Genomic DNA, 23,942 nt, shown 5'->3' with positions numbered 1-23,942 from the left:
GGCATGGTAGCAATCTATTATGTCGTTGCCGTAAATACGCTCTATTTTTCCATTCTAGCTCTATCATTCCGTAACATTTGGACGATCTTCAGGCGGTCGCATTATTCCAAATACAATACATTGGCAGGATCGGAACTGGTACCTTCGGTTTCCTTGCTGGTGCCTGCGTACAACGAGGAACTGACGATTATTGAAAATGTGAACTGTCTGATGACGCTGAATTATCCAACCTATGAAGTCATTGTGGTGAATGATGGCTCCAGTGACACCACCCTGAAGGTGCTTCTGGAAGAATATCGCCTGAAGCCGGTACCCAATACGAAGATTCGGGGCAAGATTGCCTGTCAGAAAATTCGCGGGATATACCACAACCCGGAATTCCCAGATCTGTATGTCATTGATAAGGAAAACGGCGGGAAGGCCGATTCACTCAATGCAGGGATTAACCTGTCCCATTATCCACTGATTTCTTCCATCGATGCCGATTCATTGCTGGAGAAGGATGCCCTGATCCGCATGGCACGCATGTATATGGAGAATCCCGAAGAGACCGTAGCAATTGGTGGCGATGTACGGATAGCCAACGGCTGCAAAATCGAGAACGGGGCGGTACAGGATGTTTCACTGCCTCGCAAGATTTGGCCCATGTTCCAGTCCATCGAGTATCTCAAAGCCTTTCTGGGCGGACGGATCGGCTGGAGTCACATGAACGGTCTGATTATCGTATCGGGTGCCTTTGGCCTATTCCGCAAGGACGCAGTTATCGCGGTGGGAGGATATCGGGACGGTTATCCGGGTGAAGACATGAACATTATCATCAAGCTTCATCGTTATATGCTGGAGAACAAATTGAAATACCGCGTAGCCTTCTGTCCCGAAGCGGTGTGCTGGACACAGGCACCGGATTCGTACCGAATCCTGTCCAGTCAGCGCAAGCGCTGGGGACGCGGAAATCTGAAGAACATGCTTGAGAATCGTGACATGTTGTTTAACCCGAAATATAAGGTCATGGGGATGCTGACCATGCCATACAACATCCTTTTTGAAGCGTTCAATCCGTATTTTCGAATTACCGGACTTCTCGCCCTCACGGGATATGTACTTCTGGATATGACGCAGTGGCCGATACTTGTTCTGTTTGGATTGCTCAACATTGTGAGTGGTTATCTGCTGAGTGTAGGCGCACTTGTGCTTGAGGAAATTGCATTCAAACGGTATAACAAGCTGTCCGATCTGGTCAAAATGCTGGTCTACTCCGCTCTGAAATTTGTCGGCTATCATCAACTGGGCGTGCTGTGGAGATTGCAGGGTCACATTCAGTTCATGCAAAAAAACAATTCATGGGGTACCATGACACGCCAGAGCTGGTCTGAGGAAGAAAAAGGGTCAAGCGAAGCGGCTTGAGCACAGCGTAATCAAGGTAACATTGCAGAAACACTATGTATGTTCAACTAGACATTTACACGATAACGGAGAGGATAGAAATAACCTGAAGAAGCGAAGCGTTCGCCTTTATCCCCGGATTTCCCTTTCAGAAAGGAATCAAAAAATCTGGGGATAACAGCGATCGGAAGGTTGTTCTGTTATCGAAGTGTCAGTGTAAATACCCATTAGTTGGACTTGTATAGATAACCGAGGAGAAGGGTGGAAAAGAACATGCCAAATACGGCGACATTGCAGCGTGAGGCTGAGGTTAATGTGTATCGCAGTGTGGAACAGGGTTTGAAGGAAACGGGTGCCGAAACATGTGGCTTAATGTTCATCCATTGTGCAGGACAGTCTCAACCTGAGCAGCAGGTCAGGACACATCTGGAGCAGACGATCGAGTCTGCCTTCCAGGTGTGGAAGGATGGAGCCACACAGGCGATTGCCGTCCTGCTGCCAGGGTTGACGCTAGATGAGGTTCACTATGAGGGGCTTCGCATCAAGCATGAGCTGCAGGAGACGGTACCTGGTTCCGATCCGCAAATCACGCTGGCAAGTTTCACAGAAGGTGAGCGTCCTTCAAAGGCAACCATTCAGCATATGGCTGAATCTTCGAAGCTGGTAGACCCATCGGAAATTCATATCTACACGCTGGACACTACGGCGGACGAGCCGGAACGCATTTTGATTGTGGACAATGATCCGACGGTACGCGAATTCCTGCAGTTGCGTCTGAAAATGCAGGGATACGAAACCTATGAAGCTGTCGATGGACTGGCTGCACTGGAGTTGATTGAGAAAGTCACACCAGACCTGGTGCTCACCGAACTGAATCTGTATGGCATCGATGGTCTGCCGTTCATTCATCATATCCAGAAGCTGGAGATGGAGCAGCCACCCAAAATTGTTGTATTGACCGAGCAACGTGTCGAGCAGACGATCAGTCAATGCTTCCGCAGCGGAGTCGATGATTATATGACGAAACCCTTCTCACCTGTGGAGCTGGATGCCCGAATCAGGCGTTGCCTGCATTAGCAGATGCCCTGGAAGAACAGCTGAACATATGAAGTTTACAGTAAAAACCTAGCTTCACCATGAATCAGAACCAGAGAAACAAGAGTAGACAGACATCTATTTAAACGGATTTTAAGCATAAACCAAATACACTGTCCGGAGGGAATATCATGGAGAATCAACAATTCCACACATTACTGAATGCAATTGAAAACAAAGAAGCGGTACTCGGCGTCGTCGGGCTCGGTTACGTAGGACTTCCACTTGCCGTGGAAATGGTCAATCAAGGTTTCACGGTAATCGGAATTGATTTGGATGCGTCCAAAGTAGAGAGCATCTATCAAGGAAATTCCTATATTCACGATATTTCGTCCGAAGAATTGAAAAAAGTCATGCAAAGTGGTCGTTTCCAGCCAACCACGGATTACGGCATGCTGCGCGTGATTGATGCCCTGAGCATCTGCGTACCGACACCACTTAGTGAAAATCAGGACCCGGATACGTCTTACATTGAGACCGTAGTGGATCAGATCAAGCTGCATATGAAGCCGGGCATGCTGATTACGCTGGAGAGCACAACCTATCCGGGTACAACCGAGGAACTGATCCAGCAGAAGCTGGACAAGATCGGACAGGAAGCAGGCAAAGACTACTTCCTTTGCTTCTCGCCTGAACGTGTAGACCCGTCCAACGGACGATTCACGACCTTTAATACACCAAAAGTGATCGGGGGCACCACCGAAGCCTGCCTCAAACTTGGAACAGCATTGTACAGTAAATATGTACAAACCGTTGTCCCTGTATCTTCGCCAAAAGTGGCTGAAATGTCCAAACTGCTGGAGAACACGTTCCGTAGTGTAAACATTGCCTTCGTCAATGAAATGGCGATGATGTGTGACCGCATGGGAATCGATATCTGGGAAGTGATTGACGCGGCTGCAACGAAGCCATTTGGTTTCATGCCATTCTATCCAGGTCCAGGGATCGGTGGACACTGCATTCCGCTGGACCCGATGTACCTGTCATGGAAGGCCAAAGGCTTCCGTTTCTACAGCAAATTCATTGAGCTGGCGCAATCCACCAATGACAACATGCCGTATTATGTCCTGAACAAAACATCAACCATTCTGAACGAATACGCGAAGTCTATACGGAAATCCAACATTCTGTTGCTCGGGATGTCCTACAAGCCCAATATTGCGGATTTGCGTGAATCACCAGGACTGGAATTATATGAATTGTATAAGGAAAGTGGAGCCAATGTTAGCTATTACGACCCGCATGCGGATTCCTTCCAGGACAAGCATGGCGAGACCGTACACAGCGAAGCGTTCAATCTGGAGCAGTTCAAAAAGTACGATTGCATCGTGCTGATCACCAACCACAGCGATCTGCCTTACTTTGATATTGCCGAGATGGGTGTACCGATTCTGGATACGCGTAATGCATTCCAGACGTACAAACATCCGCATATTTACAAGATTGGTCACTCGGTACAGCACCCTGTGCTTGAGCCAAGTGAAGCGTTGCTCGTCTGAGGAAATATATGAGGCAACGGGGCAAGATGGTGGGTATGGCTAAATGGGCCGTACTGGCTGTGGTGTTGTGCCTGCTGCTTCTGTCCTGGATGTTCAAATGGTTCTCTACCGAGGAACATAAAGCGACCTGGCTGTGGGACGCGTCCATTATTACAGAGCAGACCCCGGAGATTATCTCCTTTTCCAAAGAGCAGGGTGTGGACACCATTTTCCTGCAAATCCAGGATGAGGTGCCAGACGCGACATACCGCAAATTCATTGCGGCTGCCCGGCAGGCCGAGATCGAAGTGCATGCGCTTAATGGTCATGCAGACTGGGCTTATAAGGAGAAGCGGGATGACGGGCTTGCGTTTATCGAGCGAATACGAGCATACAATACATCTTCGGCCAAAAATGAACGCTTTGAAGGCATTCAACTGGATGTGGAGCCTTATCAGTTGAAACGCTGGGAGAACGAGGAGAGTAGCGTCATTGCAGAGTGGAGCGAGAACATAAAGGCCTGGACGGAAGCGGGCGAGGATGCCGGGCTGTACATGAGCGCTGCAATTCCGTTCTGGCTTGATGCCCGTCAGTCGGCTGAGGATGACGGTACATTCAGCCGCTGGGTCATCTCCCACTTCGATGCAGTGGCGCTCATGGCTTACCGGGATAGCGGGCAGCAGATGTATGATCTGTCCAAGGAAGAGCTGGACGAAGCGGATGAGCTTGGCAAGAAGGTCTGGGTTGGAGCCGAGCTGGCGGATACCCATGAAGGTGATCACCTGACTTTCTTCAGCAAACCGATGAGCAACATGGATGATGAGATTGCGAAGGTGTTCGATCTGGGTTCCTCGCATTCTTCTTTTGAGGGTGTGGCGGTACATCATTATGAAGCATGGTATGCGAAGGAAAACGGTATTCCACTTGCACGCAAGGATGAGAAAAAGCAATAGGCATTGGAGTCAACGTAATCAGAACCGTTATAGAGAACAGAATCATAGTATAGAAAGAAGGCAAGTCCCGGGTTGAAGGGGCTTGCCTTTTTTGGTGGTGGATTTTGCAGAACGCTGATCGCTGATATACAGGAGTCCATCGCAATCCGTTAAACTTGGTACGGTGCTCGGTGCTCGGTGCTCGGTGCTCGGTGCTCGGTGCTCGGTGCTCGGTGCTCGGTGCTCGGTGCTCGGTGCACGAATCACGGGCGGGGAAGTGAAAGGGAGTTCCTCACCCTTTGCTGTTTTCTGTTATGCGATAGCGATTGGGAGGCAGGCCGACCTGCTTTTTGAACGCTTTGGAGAAGGAGAACAAGTCAGGGTAACCCACGGAATGAGCCACTTCAGTTAAGCTTAGTGTAGTCTGCACGAGCAGACGCTTGGCCTGATTCATTTTCAATTGCTGGATATATTGCATGGGAGACAGATCATAGGCTTTGCGGAACTGTTTGGCAAAATGAGTCCGATCCACGCCAGCATGCGAAGATACGCCTTCCACGGTGATACCGCCGGCAAAATGAATATCCATGTACTCTTTGCCCTTTTGCAGCCAGGGCGTAGCAGAGTCCGGTTGGAGTACTTGGGTAGATGGCGATTTGGCAATCCGGTCAAACAATCCGAGGAAACGGGTCAGTCGTCCCAGGTCGCTTGCACCTCCCTGAGGTTTGCGAACCTCTTCCATAAAGGCACGCATGCCACTTGCCGTCTCCGGGGTGAGTACACCTGAGCGATGTGGCGCGTCTGGGGTAAGCCCGATTCGTGCCAGAAGTTCAGTTGCATGTTTTCCATCAAAAGCAATGAAAATTTTGTGCAAAGACTCCTTCGGGTCAGACCAGTACTCGTGGGTAACCTGCGGATACAGGCAGAATGCATCGCGGGCACGCAGGGAATAGCGTTCTCCATTCTGGATAAATGTACCTTCCCCCTCCAGCACAAACAGCAAATAATGATAAGGCGTGGTACGAGGGCCAATATGATAGTTGCTCTTGGCTATATTACGGCCGATGCGAATCGGCCAGGCGCCACCGGCTTTCTCGAATTCAGACGGTGTAAAAAAAATGATATCCAAAAACTCGTGGTGGTCCTCCTTCATGCTCTCGGTCATCAGGAACACCTCTTTGATATAAGTTTAGTTGGTAATCTCTGCACGTTTTCTTTATAACCTATTATACAGGTGGGTTTTATGCATATTCAAGATCGAGAAAACCTATTTCTGTGAATTCACCACAAAATGACAAAATAAAATGGCCGCGAAATGACATTGATCACAGACAAATCAATTGTTATGATGTCCATACCCATTAAACCAAGTTAATTAATCGGCATTCGGGTGTATGTATGCCTAATAAATTTATTTAAAGAATGACACGGCAACGAAGGGGACAGAAAAGACCTGGAGAAGCGCAGCGTGCGCCTTTGTCACCGGATTTACACCTTGAAAAGGGAATTGAAAAAATCTGGGGACAAGAGTAAACTGTACCCTATGTAAAGGACATTTCTAAAAAAGACCTACATGGCCCGAAGAAGGTGATCTCTGTATTCTACAGGGGTCATCCTTTTTAAGTTCCATTGGTATCTGTAGTGGTTGTAGTAGGTCATATATGATTTAATTTCTCGTTTGACTTCTTCCAGTGTGGTGCAGTCCTTCAGCAATACTTCATCCTTAAAATGACCAAAGAACGACTCCTGCGGAGCGTTATCCCAGCAGTTCCCTCGTCTGGACATGGATTGTCCAAAGCCCATACGTTTCACTTTCTTCTGAAAATCCGGATGGGTATAGTGGGTACCTTGATCCGAATGAATGAACGCGTCTTTGGTCTTCTTCCATCTTCGATTCTTCTGTAAGTGAAGCAACGTATTTGTCGCGAGATCCATGGTAATTCGTTCCGACACATGGTAAGCCAGAATTTCATTGGTGGAGCTGTCCTTGATGGTGGACAGGTAGGCTCGTTTCCCTTTTCCATAAGTTAAGTAGGTAATATCGGTTAGAAGCACTTTGCCCGGCACGCCCTGTTTGAAGTTACGTTGTAACAAGTTAGGCACGGTCCGATGTTCGTGGGTCGCCTTCATCATTCGCTTGTACGGATTGGCCTTTCGAATAGGACATACGATACTATATTTCTTCATGATTCTTCGGATTCGCTTGAGGTTCCAGACGATTTGAAACTTTCCCTCCAGTGTCATCTTGATGGAGCGTGCACCTTTGTAGCGCTTTTTAAAATGGAAGGCCCGGCTGACGTGAACGCGCAACTCTTCATCGGCCTGTTCGCTCCGATGGCGTCTGTGGATGGCTGGAGCGCTAAAGTAGCGGTAGTAGCCGCTTTTAGAGACACCTGCGACCTCGCACAAAACACTCACCATCCGCCTTAGATGGTATTTCTGAATCACGAATCGAATCAATCTGTATCGAAGACCAGGCACTAGTTTTACTCGTGGTTCCACCCCCGTTCGGCCATCCGAATCTTTTTTAAGAGTTCATTCTCTGCTTGGAGCAAACGAATCTGCGCTTCGAGTCTCGCGTTCTTCTCATCCAAGGTTAATTCTCGCTTTAAAGGTCTTCCTGAATGCTTGCCTCTTGCATCGTGTAAACCTAAATCGCCCTGCTCTCTGTATCTGGCTCTCCACCGTTTGGCAGCGGCTTCGATGCGAGTCATTCCAACGATCTCCGCATCCAACCCACAGGACTCAAAAATGTCTCTGGGCGGCTTTCCTTGCTGATTCGATGCAATAAAGAGTTGCTTGAACTCGTCTGTATACGTAATCCCTTTGGTCGATACGGACTTTACATATGGGTTTTTTGAAAGTTGTTTCATTTCTCGATCTGTAAACATTTTTTTACTCATCAGCTTATCTCCATCCTCGTCTCGTTCGTGGCATACAACAAAAATACCCCATAGAGAGACTTTTTTCAAAGTGTCTACTCTATAGGGTACAGTTTAGAGTGCTCGAAAGGTTTTCTGTAACCGAAGTGCTTGAGTGAAACATTGTTAGATCAATTTATTCATAGAAGGGAATGACTTGCGTGAGCGAACAGGAAGAGATGAAGTTTGGATGGTTTTTGCCTACAGCAGGGGATGGGAAGTATGTTGGGGTTGCCCCGGAGCGGGAACCGAGTCTGGATTATCTGATTGATGTGGCGCAGACGGCTGAGAAGGCAGGATTCGAATTTGTATTGATTCCGACAGGTGGAGCATGTCTGGATGCGTGGGTTGTGGGTTCGGCTGTCATGAGTCACACGAAAACATTGCGTCCGCTGGTCGCCATTCGCCCAGGTCTGGTCACCCCTGTATTGGCGGCACGTATGGGCGCGGCACTGGATCAACTCTCTGGTGGTCGGGCTATGATCAATGTCGTTACAGGCAGTTCGGTTCGGGATTTGGAGGAACTGGGAGATCCACTGGCACATGCCCATGATGAACGTTATGAACGGGCGAGTGAGTACATGGAAGTGATGAAGCGTTCGTGGACCCAATCCACTGGGCTTAATCTGACCGAGTTTGCTGGAAGTGGAAGTGGAAGTGGTGCTCAGGCGAATAGGGAAGCTAAGGCCGATCAACATGCGGAGTTTAACGGTCAGTATTATAACTTCAAAGGCCCAGTGGGCATGCCTGAAACGGTGCAAAAGCCGCATCCACCATTCTATCTGGGAGGAAGTTCACCGATTGCGAAGCGAGTCGCGGTTGAACATGCCGATACCTTCCTCATGTGGGGAGAGCCTCATGACTGGATTCAGGAGCAGATCGAAGAAATCGAAGCCATTCGCGAACAGGTCAAAGAGAAAACCGGACAAGATCGTCAGTTGCGTTATGGCATGCGGGCACAGGTCCTCATTCGGGATAGCGAGGAAGAAGCATGGGCAGCGGCTTGGGAGATTATTAGCAAAGTACCGCCAGAAGCGATTGAGAAGGCCAAAGCCGCTTTTGCCGAGACAGACGCGACCAACCAGCGCAGGCAAAACGAGTTGAGAGAACTGTCCGAGAAGCAGCAGTTTGTCGTAGGTCCCAACCTGTGGACAGGATTGTCCGTTGTTCGTTCAGGGGGAGCGATCCTCATTGTGGGGACAGCCGAACAGGTCGCGGAACGTTTGATGGAATACGGAGATCTCGGCGTAACGACCTTCATTCTGTCCGGGTACCCACATCTGGAAGAGGCTGAAATTTTTGGACGCACGGTTATGCCGATCATTCGTGAGAAATGGAAAACAAGACAGAAGCAACATTCAATTACTACCAACTAAGTAAGTTCAACTAATCTTTTTATACGAAAACGGAGAGGACAGAAATAACGTGAAGAAGCGAAGCTAAAAGCTTTCTGAAAGAAAGCTACTTCGTAAGCATCATCTCGCCTTTATCCCCGGATTTTTCCTTTTATAAAAAGGAATCAAATAAATCTGGGGATAACAGCGATCGGAAGGTTATTCTGTCATCGGAGTGATCAGTATAAACAATCTTTAGTTGAACTTATAAAATATCAATCATCCTTCAGGAGGTCGTCTTTCATGAAAAAAAATAAAAAATTGATCTTGCCGCTTGTCAGTATGCTGGTGATGTCCATCCTGCTGTCGGCTTGCGGCGGCGGGGATAATGCGGCATCAGGAGAGGACGGCTCCTCCGGTTCGGGCAAAGTAACGATCAGCTTCATGCACTGGCGTGGAGAAGATGTGGAAGCATTAAACAAGACGATTGATGCGTTTGAAAAAGAAAATCCAAACATCCATGTAGAAATGCAGACGCTTCCTTCGGACCAGTATCAATCCACTGTACAATCCAAAATCAGTGACGGTTCAGTAGGGGATGTATTTACTTCCTTCCCGGGTGCACAGTTCGAAGCCTTCACCAAAGCCGGATTGTTCACAGATCTGACCGGATCATCATTCCTGTCGGCCTACAATCCAAAGCTGATTGAAGCCGGACAGCATGATGGTAAGCAATATGCGATCCCGTATCAACTCGTATATAACGATCCAATCTACAATGTGAAGCTGTTTGAAAAATACGGCCTGACGCCGCCGAAGGATTGGGAAGGCTTCCTCGCACTTTGCCAGACACTGAAAGACAATGGCATCATTCCGATTGCTTTTGCCGGAGCGGACATTGGTCCGGGTCAATTCATGAACACAATGGTGATGAACAATGCACCGAATGACGACATTTTTACCAAAGTGGAAGCTGGCGAAGCCAAACTGACGGATGAATTTTGGGTAAAAACATTAACTCAAATCAAGGAACTGAACGATAAAGGGTACTTCCAGCAGGATGCATTGGGAATGAAAGACCCAGCAGCGGGAGCGCTCTTTATCCAGGAGAAAGCAGCCATGCTGGCAAGTGGATCGTATCAGTTAGCACAGAACAAGCTGCAAAATCCGAATCTGGAACAGAAGCTGCTTGCACCGATTACCGTAAGTGCCGATCAGGCGAAATATGAAGGGGTGCACACCACCACATTTATGCTCGCAGTGAACAGCAAGTCGAAACATCCGGAAGAAGCGAAGAAGTTCATCGAATTCCTGAGCAATCCGGAAGTGGCTGGCGAATACGCCAACCAGACGGGACAGAATGTAACGGTAAATGACGTGAAGTATGATACGCCTGAGCTTCAGGTTGCAGGAGATTGGGCTAACCAAAAGACCGTGTTCCAGCCACGATTCACCATCCTGAACGGAGATAATCAGAAAGCCGTAACCAACTCCATTCAGGCCGTGCTGAGCGGCACTTCTCCAGAAGAGGCAGCACAGCAGGCACAAGCGATCATTGATCAGCATATCGGGAAATAAACGATGAAGAACCGTATTCAGCTATCCCTGTTTCTGATCCCCGGGTTGCTGCTGTACGTTGGATTGTTCGTATTTCCTACATTGACGGGGCTATTCTACTCCTTTACGGACTGGGATGGGGTATCCCCGTCGTATGCATTTGTAGGGCTGGATAATTACAAGGACAGTCTCAGCAGCATCGTATTTCGCAAGGCTTTTGGTAATAACGTTGAATTCATGTTAACGGTCGTTATCGCGCAAACCTTTATTTCACTTGTTCTGGGGCTGCTCCTGGTACGTAATACCAAGACGCGGATTGTGCTTCGGGCATTGTATTTCCTGCCTGCCATTCTCTCGTCCGTATCGGTCGGATTGATCTGGGCATTCATGTATGATCCAACGATTGGATTAATCAATTATGGATTGAATGAGGCGGGGATGGGAAGCATCGCCCGCAACTGGATCGGTGACCCCAAGATCGCCATCTATTCCATCGCTGCGGTACAAGTTTGGGCCCATGCCGGACAAATGATGATTGTATTTATCGCGGGTCTGCAAGGTATTCCAGCAGAACTGTACGAAGCGGCTCGCATGGACGGCGGTAGCAAATGGCAAGTATTCCGTACCGTGACCTGGCCGCTGCTGGCACCTTCGGCAACGATTGTTGTGGCGTATACGACGATTCAATCGTTCAAGGCATTTGACCTCATTTTCACAATGACGGACGGAGGCCCGAATTACGCAACTGAAATTTTGACGACATATATCTATCATACCGCCTTTGGCAGCTACTCATTTGGCCTCGCTTCCGCGGGTTCGATGATCTTCCTTGTGCTGCTCGCGTTGCTGACAATATTGCAGTTCAAGGCGCTGCGTGCTGACCGGGTAAGCTATTAACCGATTGGACGGATTGTTATGTGACCCTGAACAGCATCTGAAGCAGAACTAAGGAAGGAGGGAGTTTAGATGGTTTTAAAATGGTTCAATCGACTGATCTTATTCGTATACTCACTGCTAATCATCATGCCGCTGTACTTTGTATTTGTATCCTCGTTCAAAACAAGCAGCAACTTCTTCACCAGTCCTTTCAGCTGGCCGGACCCGTTTACATGGGATAACGTCATTGGCATGTTCCGCAACCAGCCGATGTGGCAATATTTCGGGAACAGTCTGGTTGTGACGCTGGGCACGGTAGCAATTGAGTTATTGCTGAGCAGCATGATTGCTTATGCCATTGTCCGCTGGGGCGGCAGCGTAGGCAAAATCGTGTTCGCCCTGTTTGTAGCAGGTCTGATCGTGCCTTCCCAAGTAAGCATGCTGCCGATCTATTCCTTGACACGCACATTGGGATGGTCGGACAGTCTAACAGGACTGATCGTTGTATCCGCCGCTATGCTGATGCCTGTCTCGGTGTTTATGCTGACGGGCTTCATGCGCATGCTTAATTCGGAAATTCTGGAGGCGGGCAGTATGGACGGGGCAAGCGAGTGGAGGCTCTATACTCGTATCGCACTGCCACTGTCTGCACCTTCACTGGCGGCGACAGCTACGTTCCTGCTGGTTATGGTGTGGAATGATCTGCTTATTCCGATGCTGATGCTCAGCAGTAAGTCCAAGCTGACGCTACCACTTGCACTCATGCAGTTCCGCGGGGAGTATGTGACCAATTATCCGATGATGCTCACAGGTGTGCTGGTAACGGCCATTCCGATGATTTTGCTGTTCCTGCTGCTCCAGCGTTATTTTGTTGCAGGCCTGACAGCGGGTTCACTCAAGGGGTAAGGTATGGAGAGAAGATAGACGGATATACGTATTTTGCATTGATTTCTAGATCATTCTGCATAATAATAGTTTAGTGTCAGAATGACTACATAGAGATCAAGGGAGCTATACGTTATGAGCAAACTGGAAGTATTGCGGAATCCCAAGCAGCGCAAGCTGCTGTTCAGTGCCGGCATGAGCTGGCTGTTTGATGCGATGGAGGTCGGCATGATTTCCTTTATCGTAGCTGCACTCGCCAAGGAATGGAGTCTCAGTCCCGGACAAGTCGGCGTGCTGACCAGTATTAACTCCATCGGCATGGCGCTAGGAGCCTTGCTTGCGGGAGCACTCGCAGACCGTTTCGGCCGCAAGGCCATTTTGATGTGGACCCTGCTCATCTTCACGATTGCAAGCGGTCTGTCTGCACTCGCCACCGGATTTGCAGTATTGTGTGCACTACGTCTGGTTGCGGGTATTGGACTGGGCGGAGAATTGCCCGTGGCATCTACACTGGTATCGGAATCAATGCCGACTGCGGAACGTGGACGTGCCGTTGTATTATTGGAGAGTTTCTGGGCAGGGGGCTGGATTGTATCGGCACTCATTGCCAACTTTGTCATCCCGGAATACGGATGGAGAATTGCTTTTGCCATCGGTGCACTTCCGGCGTTCTATGCACTGTATCTGCGTCGTGCCATTCAGGACCCGCCGCGGTACAAAAACCATACCAAGCTCCATAAAATGACGTTCCGTGAGAAGGTTGCTACGGTCTGGTCAGCACCACATCGCCGTACCACGTTGATGCTCTGGATCTTGTGGTTTACCGTCATTTTCTCCTATTATGGCATGTTCCTGTGGCTGCCTTCGGTCGTTATGGCCAAAGGTTTCACGCTGGTCAAGAGTTTTCAGTACGTGCTGATTATGACGATCGCGCAGCTGCCAGGATACTTCACCGCAGCGTACTTCATTGAGCGCTTTGGTCGCAAATTCGTACTCGTTGTGTATCTTACCTTAACCGCAGTAAGTGCGATTGCGTTTGGATTGGCAACAACCGAAGCGACGATCCTGACCGCAGGCATCTGTCTTTCCTTTTTCAATCTGGGAGCTTGGGGTGGTCTGTACGCCTACAGCCCGGAATTGTATCCAACTTCGGTTCGTTCGACTGGTGTCGGTCTTGCCACATCGGTAGGTCGAATCGGGGGCGTCCTTGCCCCATTAATGGTTGGGATGCTGGTTCAGCGCGAGGTGGCGATCAGCCTGATTTTCACGATTTTCTTCGTGACGATCCTCATTGGCGCAGCAGCTGTGCTGTTCTTAGGCCGGGAAACGAAGGGTCTGGAACTAGCTGAGTAATTGTCAATAAATACAACGCAACTTTTGTACGGGTCTGCTTGCCTACGTTGATGATGGGCTGGACAAGCGACAAATGGTTGATACAAGAAGAGGGGTGACCCTGGCGTGACCATGGGCTCATGCCTCTTTTTGTTGTGTACCGAGTGGATTTCCGCCTGCGCCATCGGTCCGATAGACTTCACTTTTTCTATATCCTATAATGACACTCGGGATGTCCAACCGTGAGGATTCAGGGGAAAGAAGTGGGATCTGGATTCAGAAAAGTGGAGGTTAATGGAATGATGAAGAACAAAATTGGAATAAATCAAACGAATGAAATGAACGAAATGGATGAATTGAACGAATTCAATCGTGTGAGTGAACAGAATAGAGCGAATGACCATATTGAGATGAATGGAATGTACAGCGAGCATAGTAGGGATGAAGTGCTTGAAATGCATGGAATGTATGGCGAGAATAAAATTAAAGTTACGAAAGAGATGAAAATGATGAATAACAAGAACAGCATGAACAACAACATGAACAAGATGAACAACACGAACATGAATAGCATGGGTAAAATGTTTGAAGTGAACCGTGCGAATACAGTGTTTGAAATGAACAATATGGATGAAATGAACAGCATGGATGAAATGATTAAAGTGAAGGGTATGAATGAAAGGCTTGAGTTGCACACAAGTGCTGGCAACATGGAACCTATAACCATCAGCCGCTCAGTAACCCATCGGAGAGGGAGAAAGACTGGCAGAAGAGCAGGACGAGTCAGCATGCTTGTTGGTACCTGTGCAATGACTCTAGGTCTCACAATGGTAGCTCCTTCTGCGGGAGCGCAAAAGCTGGAGCAGGGCATTCGCAGTGAACATGTGCTGCAATTGCAGGAGCAATTGAGCGATCTGGGTTACTTTGACGCTGGATTGACGGGATATTACGGTTCCATTACCAAAGGTGCTGTTCGCAAGTTCCAGCAAGCTCAGGGGTTGAGTGCAGATGGCATTGCAGGACCAGCAACATTGAACAGGCTGAACAAAAAGGCCGATGCCGAAGGCAAAACACTGCGCCAGTTGGCGAAGCTGATCCACGGGGAAGCACGCGGAGAATCTTTTGAAGGACAGGTTGCGGTAGGCGCGGTAGTCTTGAATCGGGTGCAGTCTGGTGAATTCCCTTCATCCATCTCAAAGGTCATTTTCCAGAAAGGTCAGTTCACTGCGATAGACGATGGGCAATTTAATCAAAAGCCGACCCAGACCTCTTATCGCGCAGCACGTCAGGCGTTGAATGGTGCCGATCCGACGAACGGAGCGCTTTATTATTACAATCCGAAGATTGCCACTTCGGTGTGGAGCAAGAGCAGGCCGACGCTGCTGACGATTGGGCAGCATGATTTTACGAGATGAGTCTAAGTAGAGATATGTAGTCTCGTATTTGAAATGATAATGATGAACCTCGGCTGTATTTTCATCCCTGTTAGAGGCCGAAGATATTGCCGATAAGATCACGAAAATAGCTGCGGCTGATAAAAGATCAATTCGGTGTGAGATCTTTATCAATGAGGGCATGCTCCAATTGGATCTAGGCTTTCCATGCCGAACTGAAACAACGGACACCGATTGAATATTGATTCGTACTGGAAGCTTAACTTTGTTCATCTGTTTATTTGAGAAGGTACCACCAAAGTCGTCTACATGGCGGCTTTTTTTTGTTTTCAGGAATTAAACACTAGTTCAAATAGGAAGATATGTAACTTCAAATGAAATAACATTTCAACTTCATCCAATCTTTCATTCTATTTCGAATCAAGATAATTACAGGTTATATTAATTGTTATCTGAAAGGGAAAAGAAAAAAAGTCCCTGAAAGTAGGGACTAATTAACTATATCCTAAAATAAGGAAAATGACGATAATGATTTATTAGGCTCCATTTAGACCACTGATGAGGAAGTAAATGGAGAAATAATATAAAGGAGGAATATAAATTCCATGAGATTAAAAAAAGGTTTTATTGTCTTTCTGATGGCTTTGTTGTTGATTGGAACCATGTATCCGACTAGTGGTTACGCCCTTTCGGATCAAACGGACGCCATAATAACGACTGAAAGTAGCGCTGAGAATGTCGATGTTTTTATGGAGGAATCAGCTGTAACAGACGACGAGGATCTAGATCTTATTGATCCGGATATCCACGAAGAACCAGAAGGTGTAGACGAAGATGTGGAAGATGTAGATGATGTACAGACCGTAACTGAGGATACGTACGAAGAAGATTTCTTTACTCCTCAAGCCATGGCATTTGCCGAAGAGCAAGTTATAGTTATGTATCCTGGTGATTCCTATAGCTTCACTAATAATGGAACTCGCTCAAGATCCTTGAGCACAGATGCTGCGTCATCGAGAAGCAGTTCTTATGATTATGCTGTTTATAAAACAGATGGAAGTATTTCAACGGATAACATGAATTCGACTAGTAGCTTATCCGTAGGAGCAGGATACACCGCTGTCGTGACTTCAAGTGGGAGCAATGCATTTACAGTAACAATACCTGCTGAATTTACTTATAGTGTATCTGCGAATCCTGCCTTACATAGAGCCACCTTGTCCAAAGGTGAGAGCTATCGGTTCGTCAATGAAGGAACACAAACGAGAGCTGTTAGTGCGGATACCTCCACAGCTCAAGACCGGAGATATGACTATGCAAACTACAATGAAGATGGAAGCCTTTCTAGTTCGAATTTTGAATCAACCGGCAAACCATACTTAGGAGGAGGGAACGAGATCATCTTTACGGGGGCCGGAGCACAGCCTGTCACCGTTGGACTTCCTTACGAAGTATATACCGGTGAATGGAGTGATGAGCCAGCCTATACGCGTACGACTCTACATCAGGGCGAGAGCTACCAGTTCACCAACATCAGTTCCAAATCAGATGCGCTCCAAAGTGATGGTTCCACCAAAGATAAGCATGACTATGTCGTTTATCTTCCAAATGGAACAGAAAGTTCTACAGGGACGAATACATCCACTAAGCCTACGGTAGCAGCAGGAAGAACCGCTGTTGTAACCTTGGTTACAGCAACGCCTGTAACATATGGTGTACCCTATCGGACATTTGATGTCCAAAAAGCAGGTGGTGATGCGATTACTCGAATTACTGTATATCCTGGAGAATCTATGATTTTCAGTAATAATGGTTCGTTGGCCAATCCGATAAAAAACAATGCCAGCAGTACCAATGGAGCCGTTTTTGATTACGTCCTTTATACAGCAGAAAACGTCGTTCATTCGGATGGTTTTAACAAAAATACCAATCCGATCATTCGCTCACAAGGGTATGCGATTGTGACGGTAGCTGGGCAAGTCCCCATTGAGTTTAGTTACACAGATGATTTCTCGGTTGAAGAAAGCATGGAACCCGCATACCATCGCGTAACACTTAAACAGGGAGAAAGCGTGACATTTTGGAATAACAGTACCGATCGGGAATATCTAGACAGTGATGCATCCACCACCCAAGGGCGGATATTTGATTACGTCACCTATTATCCGGATGGCACAGAACGGAGCACAAGAAAAGCAACAGCGGTTGAACCTGTTGTTTACTATGGAAATAAAGCAGTGGTCACCGGTGTATCCGCTCAACCTGTAACTATAGGTGCGATTTACACCATTTTTGATGTGGAGGATCGACCAAATGAAGCACTAAGTAAGATTACCGTATCACCGGGCCAATCGGTCAAATTCCACAATGGAGGCTCACTCAGTAACCCAATACGGAGTAATGCCAAAAAAATAGGTGCACTGTTTGATATTGTTGTGTATAAGGCAGACGGCAGAGCACATAGTGACAAATTCAATAGCAATGTAAGTCTCGCTACCATTCCTTCCGGTGGTGAAGCTGTCGTTACCGTAGGGGGAAGTACACCTGTCTTATTTGAATACACGGATGATTTCTCTGTAGTGGATAGCCAGGAACCGGCTTATCTGCGCGTGACATTGAACAAAGGTGAAAGCTATGCCTTCACCAATACAAGTTCGGATTCGGAAAGGCTCCGAAATGATGCTTCCAGCAGCGCGGGGCGGGTGTATGATTACACGATTTATAACGTAGATGGAACAGAGTCAAGTAGTAGAACAGCAACAGCGATCGAAGCGTATGTCCTGGGTGGTAAAAAAGTTGTCGTTACCAACATCTCAGATCAACCCATAACGTATGGTGGGATTTACCGCGTTTTCCGTGGACAAGATGATCAAGTCCCTTCACCAGAATCGGAAATCACCGTTAACCAAGGTGAGAGCGCAGTATTTACGAATCCGGGTTCGAAAACGGCTCAGTTGAATCGGATTAGAGCAACCAATTCCATTGTGGATTTTGTGGTATATGAAGGAACAGATAAATATCGGTATCTAACAGAAGGTTCAAGTCTTGAAACATGGGAAGTTCCAGCGGGTGGAACGCTTGTCTTAACCGTAGTATCTTCAGAGCCGGTAACGATTGAGTATGACGTTCCTGTGACAGCTAGTCCCAGTCAGGAGCCTGCACTTATCAAACAGAGTGTGGAGCCAAATACCACGGTGTTGTTCTCAAACACATCATCTTATTCGTCATTGCTCTTTACATCTCATACAGAAGGATTAACCTATGATTACGTTATCCGGAACCAGAACCAAGTGATTGTTAAGGAAGGTGAGAATACGGTAGGATCACAACACATACCTGGAAAGTCTGATATTCAGGTGCATAATGTGTCATCCCAAACGCTGAAATTTGTAGCTGCTTACCGCCATTTTACGGTCAAGGAAGCGGAAGTGGAGTTTCTGACTTTGTATGAAAATACAGAAACGGATCTTCCCACAGTTCAGCAAGGAAATGTGTACTACCGTTTTAGTCCTTATAGCTCTGACAAGTATCGGATTGCGATAAAGGAATCAGGTGATTTTTCTATCGAGCCTCGGATCGAATTGTATTCAGATAAGGAACTGAGCATTCCGGTAGCTGCTTCAATAGAGCAAGAACAGGTATATGGTGAGCAATATACCATTCTTGAATGGGAGCTTCAAGGTGGACAGAATTATTATCTCAAGCTGAGTGAAAAGGATGGAAAACCAATTCAGGGAGTCATAAAAGCAGCATGGATGAACATTCGCAATGACAACAGCTATGAGTACGGCTATGGCAATCAATTGCTTAAAGTCGTTCTATTTACGGGAGATCAGATTGTGTTTGAGTATGATCGTAACGGAAACCAAACGAAACGAACGAAAAAGATTTTCCCATTTAATTAATGATTGTCTAAATCTAGGTTGAGGTGATGGAGTGTTTAAGAAAATAACGATCATTTGGTTATGCGCCATATTGGTTCTTAGTGGGCTCGGTTCTTTTGGATATGGAGGACAAGCAGCAGCGGCGGCAGAAGGTAGGGATTCCCTCCCTTCCGCTACCTACATTACAATCCATAGTTTAAAAGAGCAATTTGGTATCAAAGAAGATTGGATTGAGAAGAAACTAGATCAAGGTTACTCGCTGTACCAGCTGTATAAAGCTTTACAGACAGATCGCACAGGCGGCGAGGCTGCTGAGAAATGGCTAGAAGCACAAGAAATCAGCGAACCGATTCAAATGGAGGGGCTACGCCCTTCCGGATCATCACAGCAAAACACGTTCTCGAGTAATGCTCTTGGAGAGGATGCTCCAGGTACAGGAACGACCGTGGATGAAACTGGACTGAATCATGTCGATATCCGAGATGACGCATCGCTTTATATGACGTCTTATGGAGCGGAATCCATCTCTACTGCTACAGGGGAAATGATGATTCAGAGTACTGACCTTTCTCTACCTGGTCTCATTCCGTTTGATCTGACACGCGTCTATGACAGCGCTAGAGCCAGTGGACAGCTGGGCGTTGAATATGACGAAACGACACAAACGTATTCCAATGTGGTTACGCCACGGAAGGAAGAACTCTCTGCTGGATTGGGACAAGGCTGGCGTTGGGACATTCCTTTCATGGAAAAGCGTGGCGATCATCAGTATATTCTGATTCCAGGCGTGGGCTATTACCGCTTAAACGCGAATCTGGAACTGGAAGGTTACGTATGGAATGACTTAAGCTTTAAGCGAGATGCGACTGTAACTGTTGATGGTTCATCTAGCAGTTATCGTCTATCCATCCGTAACGGCTACGATTATCTATTTAATGAAGCCGGAGAACTGTTGCAAATTACAGATGGCTACCGGAATACCGTGAATTTTCACTATACGACTTTGAATGGAAACCAAGCGATTGCACGAATTGAAAACAGTGAAGGTCAGGCACTGACATTTGCTTATGACAACCTGAAGGTTACTGTACAGCTTGCCGGAACGGATCATAAAGCAACGTACACGCAACGCGAGGACGAAGGCATTCGCATTTTGCGAGAATACACGGATGCTCTCGATCGGACAACGACGTATACGTACTATTATCCGGAATCCAAATTCAATTTCCTGCCTGAGTTGCAAAGCAACCAAAATGCTCAAGGTGTGATGCATACAGCGTTGCTATCGCGTATTACAAGCCCTTCATCAGCTATAACGGATTATGCATATATTCCGGCGCTGAAGCAGATTGGCGAAGCTTCCTCCCATTTCGTATTCAAAGTAAGAGAGCGCAAGAGCCAGTTTAGTACAACAGAAGGCGAAGGCGTTCTGGACAAGGTTAACTTTGAGTACTCTGGAGAAGATCTGGACTCTTACGGTCAATCCGCATTATGGACAACGAAAGTGAAAGCAGAGAACACTGTAGATACTTGGACGTTCTCCAAAACGTTTAGCGCCGCCACCGTACCAAATCTGGTTCGTGCAGATCAGCATACACTAACTGGAGATGATGCAACCTATTCTACGGAGCTTCAGTACGATAGCCAGACGAAGCGAAACCTTCCGACTCAAATGACGGAGTGGGTAAGCGAGAGTGGACGTGCAGGCGAGAAGCTGATAACGACTATTACGTATGATGCAAACGGTATGGTGACGTCCGAGAAACAAAGCACAGGTCAAGAATCAACTTATTCGTACGAAGTGGGCAAAGCGCCTTACAATTGGATCAAACCAGTGCGCATTACCACAAAGGTGAACAGCGCACTGGAAAGGTACACTGAGATAACATACAACAATCAGGGTGACATGTTGCGAACCACCACAAAAAACGGGTACGGTGGACAATTGCTCTCCGATTCAGAAGTGAAGCTGGATGACAAAGGGCGCGTCATTAGTACAACGGACAAAGGCGGGACGTTGGCCAAGGATCGTACGGCGACATTCAGCTACCCATCGAATGCAGGGCATTTGTTGGAATCGACATCGATGACCGTGCATGATGCTGCTGGCAAAGCGGAATCGCTTGTGGAATCGTATAGTTATACATCTGCAGGTGAACTAGAGACAACGACGAATGCTGCCGGAGAACAGGAAACCAATCAATATGATCTGGCAGGGCGTCTTCTTCAAATCAACCATGCCGATGGTACACAATCAACGACGGCATACGATGATACCAATAACATTATTACGAGTACTTCAGCAGATGGCATTGTTACTTCACAACAGTACAATCCGCTAGGATTGCTCGTGGAAGAGCAAACTGCGGACGCGACATTTAAATATGCCTATGATGGCGAAGGAAACGTGACGGCTTCGGAAGATGCCGAGGGGAATGTGACGAGGTATGTAGTTAACGCGTTTGGACAAACGACAGATACCCAATATTCGGATGGAACCACGGATAAAACAACGGTTGATCCTGTCGGGCAAACCGTGACTTATCAGGATGCTTCTGGGTACCAAACTCGTGAGAACAAAGACTTGCTGGGACGTGCAACAGCGGTAGAAGAATATCGGGACGGCGCATTTGTACCGTTGCAACAAAACGAGTATGACCTTAGCGGAAACGTGACTGCTTCAATTGATGGTAATGGGGAGCGGACAACCTATACGTACGATGCGCTTGGTCAAATCGCGACGGCAACAACGCCTAAACAAGAAACCAGCCGTTATTTTTACAGCTATCAGGGGCAGGTAACCCAAGTTGTATCTGCCAACGGTCAAACGGTGACCAAACAGTATGATGAATTGGGTCGGATCATCAAGCAGGTCCCACCGATGCTGGATGGTTCTGCAACAACGTATTATTATGATAAAAAGAGCAATCTGATCAAAAAGCAGGATCGGCTCGGGAAAATCACCGAGTATACGTATAACAGCGACAACATGCTTACAGGGTTCAAAGGACCGGATACCTCTGTATCGTATACGTACGACGAGATGGGCCGCAGAACGTCGATGACAGATGATCACGGCAAAACAACCTATTCATACCGTGATACGGACGGTGTGCTCAGTGGGCTTGCCTTCCCGGATGGAACCCAACTGGAATATGAAAACAATACCCAGCAGCGGTTGGGATATACCTTGACTGATGCGAAAGGAAAATCCTTGCGAGTGCACGGTGAATTGGACTCGATGAACCGCGTCACTTCGATGGATATCACTTCGGGAACAGGGGGCGCTTCGGTACTCGCAGCATCCGCTCAGACGCCTGTAGATCGAATGACCTTTAGCTACGCATCAAACAGTTTGCTGGAAAACGTATTGTTTGGCAAAGGTCTTAGCACAAGCTACCAGTTTGACGGATATGATCTGTCGGGAGTCACCGTTTCCCAGGGAACGACCGCCATTCATCAATTCGACTATGAATACGATGGAAACAAAAACATTACGTCCCGAACTCAGAACGGGACAACCGATCAGTTTACGTATGATGAACTCAGCCGCATTCAAACGGAATCGGGTTTACAGCAGGAAGCATACACGTACGATCCGAATGGCAACCGTTACAGTACCGGTAGCGGTAAGGTATACGGGCTAAAAGATGCAGAATATACGTATGACAGCCAGAATCGATTGATCAAAGCGACTGGCGAAGGTAAGACCATAACGTATAGCTACAACGGGGATGGTTTGCTGTATCAACGCACCGAAGGCGACCAAACTAACCGGTATTATTACGATGAAGAAGCTAAACTGATGGCGGAAGCCCAAGTGGCGTCCGGGAAAGCTGAACTGACTTACGCCTACATCTATGATCTGTATGGACAACTATGGTCACGTCAGGACAAGCAAACTGGAAAATTGGAATATTATCAATTCAATGGTCACGGCGATGTAGTTGGACTTGTAGATGATACTGGCCAAGTGTTGAACGAATATACGTATGACATCTGGGGCGGACCACTCACAACAGAAGAAACCGTTCCGAATGTTCTGCGTTATGCAGGAGAGTACTGGGATGGGACGGTAGGACTTCAATACTTGCGAGCTCGTTGGTATGATCCAGGCATGGCACGTTTTATTGGTGAGGATACGTACGAGGGAGAACTGAACGATCCGCTGAGTTTGAATTTGTATTCGTATGTTCATAATAATCCGTTGAAATATGTTGATCCGAGTGGGCACAAGGTTTGGTTAATTCATGGAACTAATCTAAACAATTCACCACATCCAGAACAAACATGGAAATCTGATTTCATAAAATATATTAGAGAATTGTACAGGGAAGATCTTGCTATCCCACGTTGGTCAGGTGGTAATAAAAACTCTGCCAGAGCAGAAGCAGCTGAAACTCTTGCAGAAGATATTATTAAATGGAAACAAACCCATTCAACAGAGCCAATTAGGCTAGTTGGTCACAGCCATGGAGGAAATGTAGCAATTTTGATCGCGAATATTTTAGGGGAGAAAGATATAAAAGTTGAGACCCTTGTAACTATTGCGACTCCAGTTCGTGGATACAATCTAAAACAAGAAGTAGGTCAGCATCTTCATGTTTATAATGAACGTGATGGTATTCAAATAAATGGTGGAAGTATATGGCTACTAGGAAAAGCCGTCCGAACTTTTCCTTCAGCCGCAAATATAAAAGTTGATGTGGATAAAAAGTATAATGCCATAGAAGCACATTCGTTCATGCATTCTAATGTATCTATATGGAAAAAATACATTCAATCTAATCTTGCTGATTTTTATAAAAAGCCTTAATTTATCCGGGTTACAACGAATAAACTCGTTGTAACCCTCTCATTAAAATATTAGT

Annotated in this window: 14 protein-coding genes; 12 read left to right on the top strand and 2 right to left on the bottom strand. The window is 47.1% G+C overall.

Annotation, left to right across the window (positions count from 1 at the left end):
• The first annotated feature begins 3 nt into the window (after positions 1-3).
• The 4 genes from ACR32F_RS22010 (at position 4) to ACR32F_RS21995 (ending at position 4,909) form a co-directional block, all read left to right on the top strand.
• Positions 4-1,404 (top strand): glycosyltransferase family 2 protein, encoded by a 1,401-nt coding sequence (locus ACR32F_RS22010; protein ID WP_440110759.1) that lies wholly within the window; start codon positions 4-6, stop codon positions 1,402-1,404.
• A 252-nt stretch (positions 1,405-1,656) separates the two neighbouring features.
• Positions 1,657-2,460 carry a response regulator transcription factor gene (locus tag ACR32F_RS22005; RefSeq protein ID WP_440110757.1) on the top strand — a complete coding sequence of 268 codons (804 nt, stop codon included), beginning with the start codon at positions 1,657-1,659 and terminating at the stop codon, positions 2,458-2,460.
• Positions 2,461-2,609: 149 nt separating this feature from the next.
• Positions 2,610-3,977, top strand: a complete 1,368-nt coding sequence (locus ACR32F_RS22000; protein ID WP_440110755.1) for a nucleotide sugar dehydrogenase — start codon at positions 2,610-2,612, stop codon at positions 3,975-3,977.
• A gap of 35 nt (positions 3,978-4,012) precedes the next feature.
• Positions 4,013-4,909, top strand: a complete 897-nt coding sequence (locus tag ACR32F_RS21995) for a hypothetical protein (protein WP_440110753.1) — start codon at positions 4,013-4,015, stop codon at positions 4,907-4,909.
• Positions 4,910-5,180: 271 nt separating this feature from the next.
• On the opposite strand, the gene ACR32F_RS21990 is transcribed toward ACR32F_RS21995, so the two are convergent.
• Both ACR32F_RS21990 and ACR32F_RS21985 read right to left on the bottom strand, forming a co-directional pair.
• Positions 5,181-6,053 (bottom strand): AraC family transcriptional regulator, encoded by an 873-nt coding sequence (locus ACR32F_RS21990; RefSeq protein ID WP_440110751.1) that lies wholly within the window; start codon positions 6,051-6,053, stop codon positions 5,181-5,183.
• A gap of 404 nt (positions 6,054-6,457) precedes the next feature.
• Positions 6,458-7,791 (bottom strand): IS3 family transposase gene (locus ACR32F_RS21985; protein WP_440108848.1). Its coding sequence is split into 2 segments (ribosomal slippage): positions 6,458-7,387 and positions 7,390-7,791, totalling 1,332 coding nucleotides; the frame shifts between segments, so codons are not numbered across the junction.
• A 197-nt stretch (positions 7,792-7,988) separates the two neighbouring features.
• Between ACR32F_RS21985 and ACR32F_RS21980 the strand changes: the two genes are divergently transcribed.
• The 8 genes from ACR32F_RS21980 (at position 7,989) to ACR32F_RS21945 (ending at position 23,887) form a co-directional block, all read left to right on the top strand.
• On the top strand, positions 7,989-9,185 hold the full coding sequence (locus ACR32F_RS21980; protein ID WP_440119979.1) for an LLM class flavin-dependent oxidoreductase: 1,197 nt from the start codon (positions 7,989-7,991) through the stop codon (positions 9,183-9,185).
• A gap of 261 nt (positions 9,186-9,446) precedes the next feature.
• Positions 9,447-10,721 carry an ABC transporter substrate-binding protein gene (locus ACR32F_RS21975; RefSeq protein WP_440110749.1) on the top strand — a complete coding sequence of 425 codons (1,275 nt, stop codon included), beginning with the start codon at positions 9,447-9,449 and terminating at the stop codon, positions 10,719-10,721.
• A gap of 3 nt (positions 10,722-10,724) precedes the next feature.
• Complete coding sequence (locus ACR32F_RS21970; RefSeq protein ID WP_440110747.1) at positions 10,725-11,597, top strand: carbohydrate ABC transporter permease; 873 nt, start codon at positions 10,725-10,727, stop codon at positions 11,595-11,597.
• A 69-nt stretch (positions 11,598-11,666) separates the two neighbouring features.
• Positions 11,667-12,482: a carbohydrate ABC transporter permease gene (locus ACR32F_RS21965; protein WP_440110745.1), complete on the top strand. Its 816-nt coding sequence runs from the start codon at positions 11,667-11,669 to the stop codon at positions 12,480-12,482.
• Positions 12,483-12,596: 114 nt separating this feature from the next.
• The gene (locus ACR32F_RS21960; protein ID WP_440110743.1) at positions 12,597-13,814 is read left to right on the top strand and encodes an MFS transporter; all 1,218 of its coding nucleotides are present in this window, start codon (positions 12,597-12,599) and stop codon (positions 13,812-13,814) included.
• An 806-nt stretch (positions 13,815-14,620) separates the two neighbouring features.
• Positions 14,621-15,208, top strand: a complete 588-nt coding sequence (locus ACR32F_RS21955) for a cell wall hydrolase (protein WP_440119978.1) — start codon at positions 14,621-14,623, stop codon at positions 15,206-15,208.
• 584 nt (positions 15,209-15,792) lie between these two features.
• Positions 15,793-19,092, top strand: a complete 3,300-nt coding sequence (locus tag ACR32F_RS21950) for a hypothetical protein (RefSeq protein WP_440110741.1) — start codon at positions 15,793-15,795, stop codon at positions 19,090-19,092.
• 31 nt (positions 19,093-19,123) lie between these two features.
• On the top strand, positions 19,124-23,887 hold the full coding sequence (locus tag ACR32F_RS21945) for an RHS repeat-associated core domain-containing protein (RefSeq protein ID WP_440110739.1): 4,764 nt from the start codon (positions 19,124-19,126) through the stop codon (positions 23,885-23,887).
• Positions 23,888-23,942 lie beyond the last annotated feature (55 nt).

The organism is Paenibacillus hebaui, from assembly GCF_051934385.1.
GTDB lineage: Bacteria > Bacillota > Bacilli > Paenibacillales > Paenibacillaceae > Paenibacillus.
The sequence above is the reverse complement of the archived record's forward strand: the minus strand, read 5'-3'. Positions and strand labels throughout refer to the sequence as shown.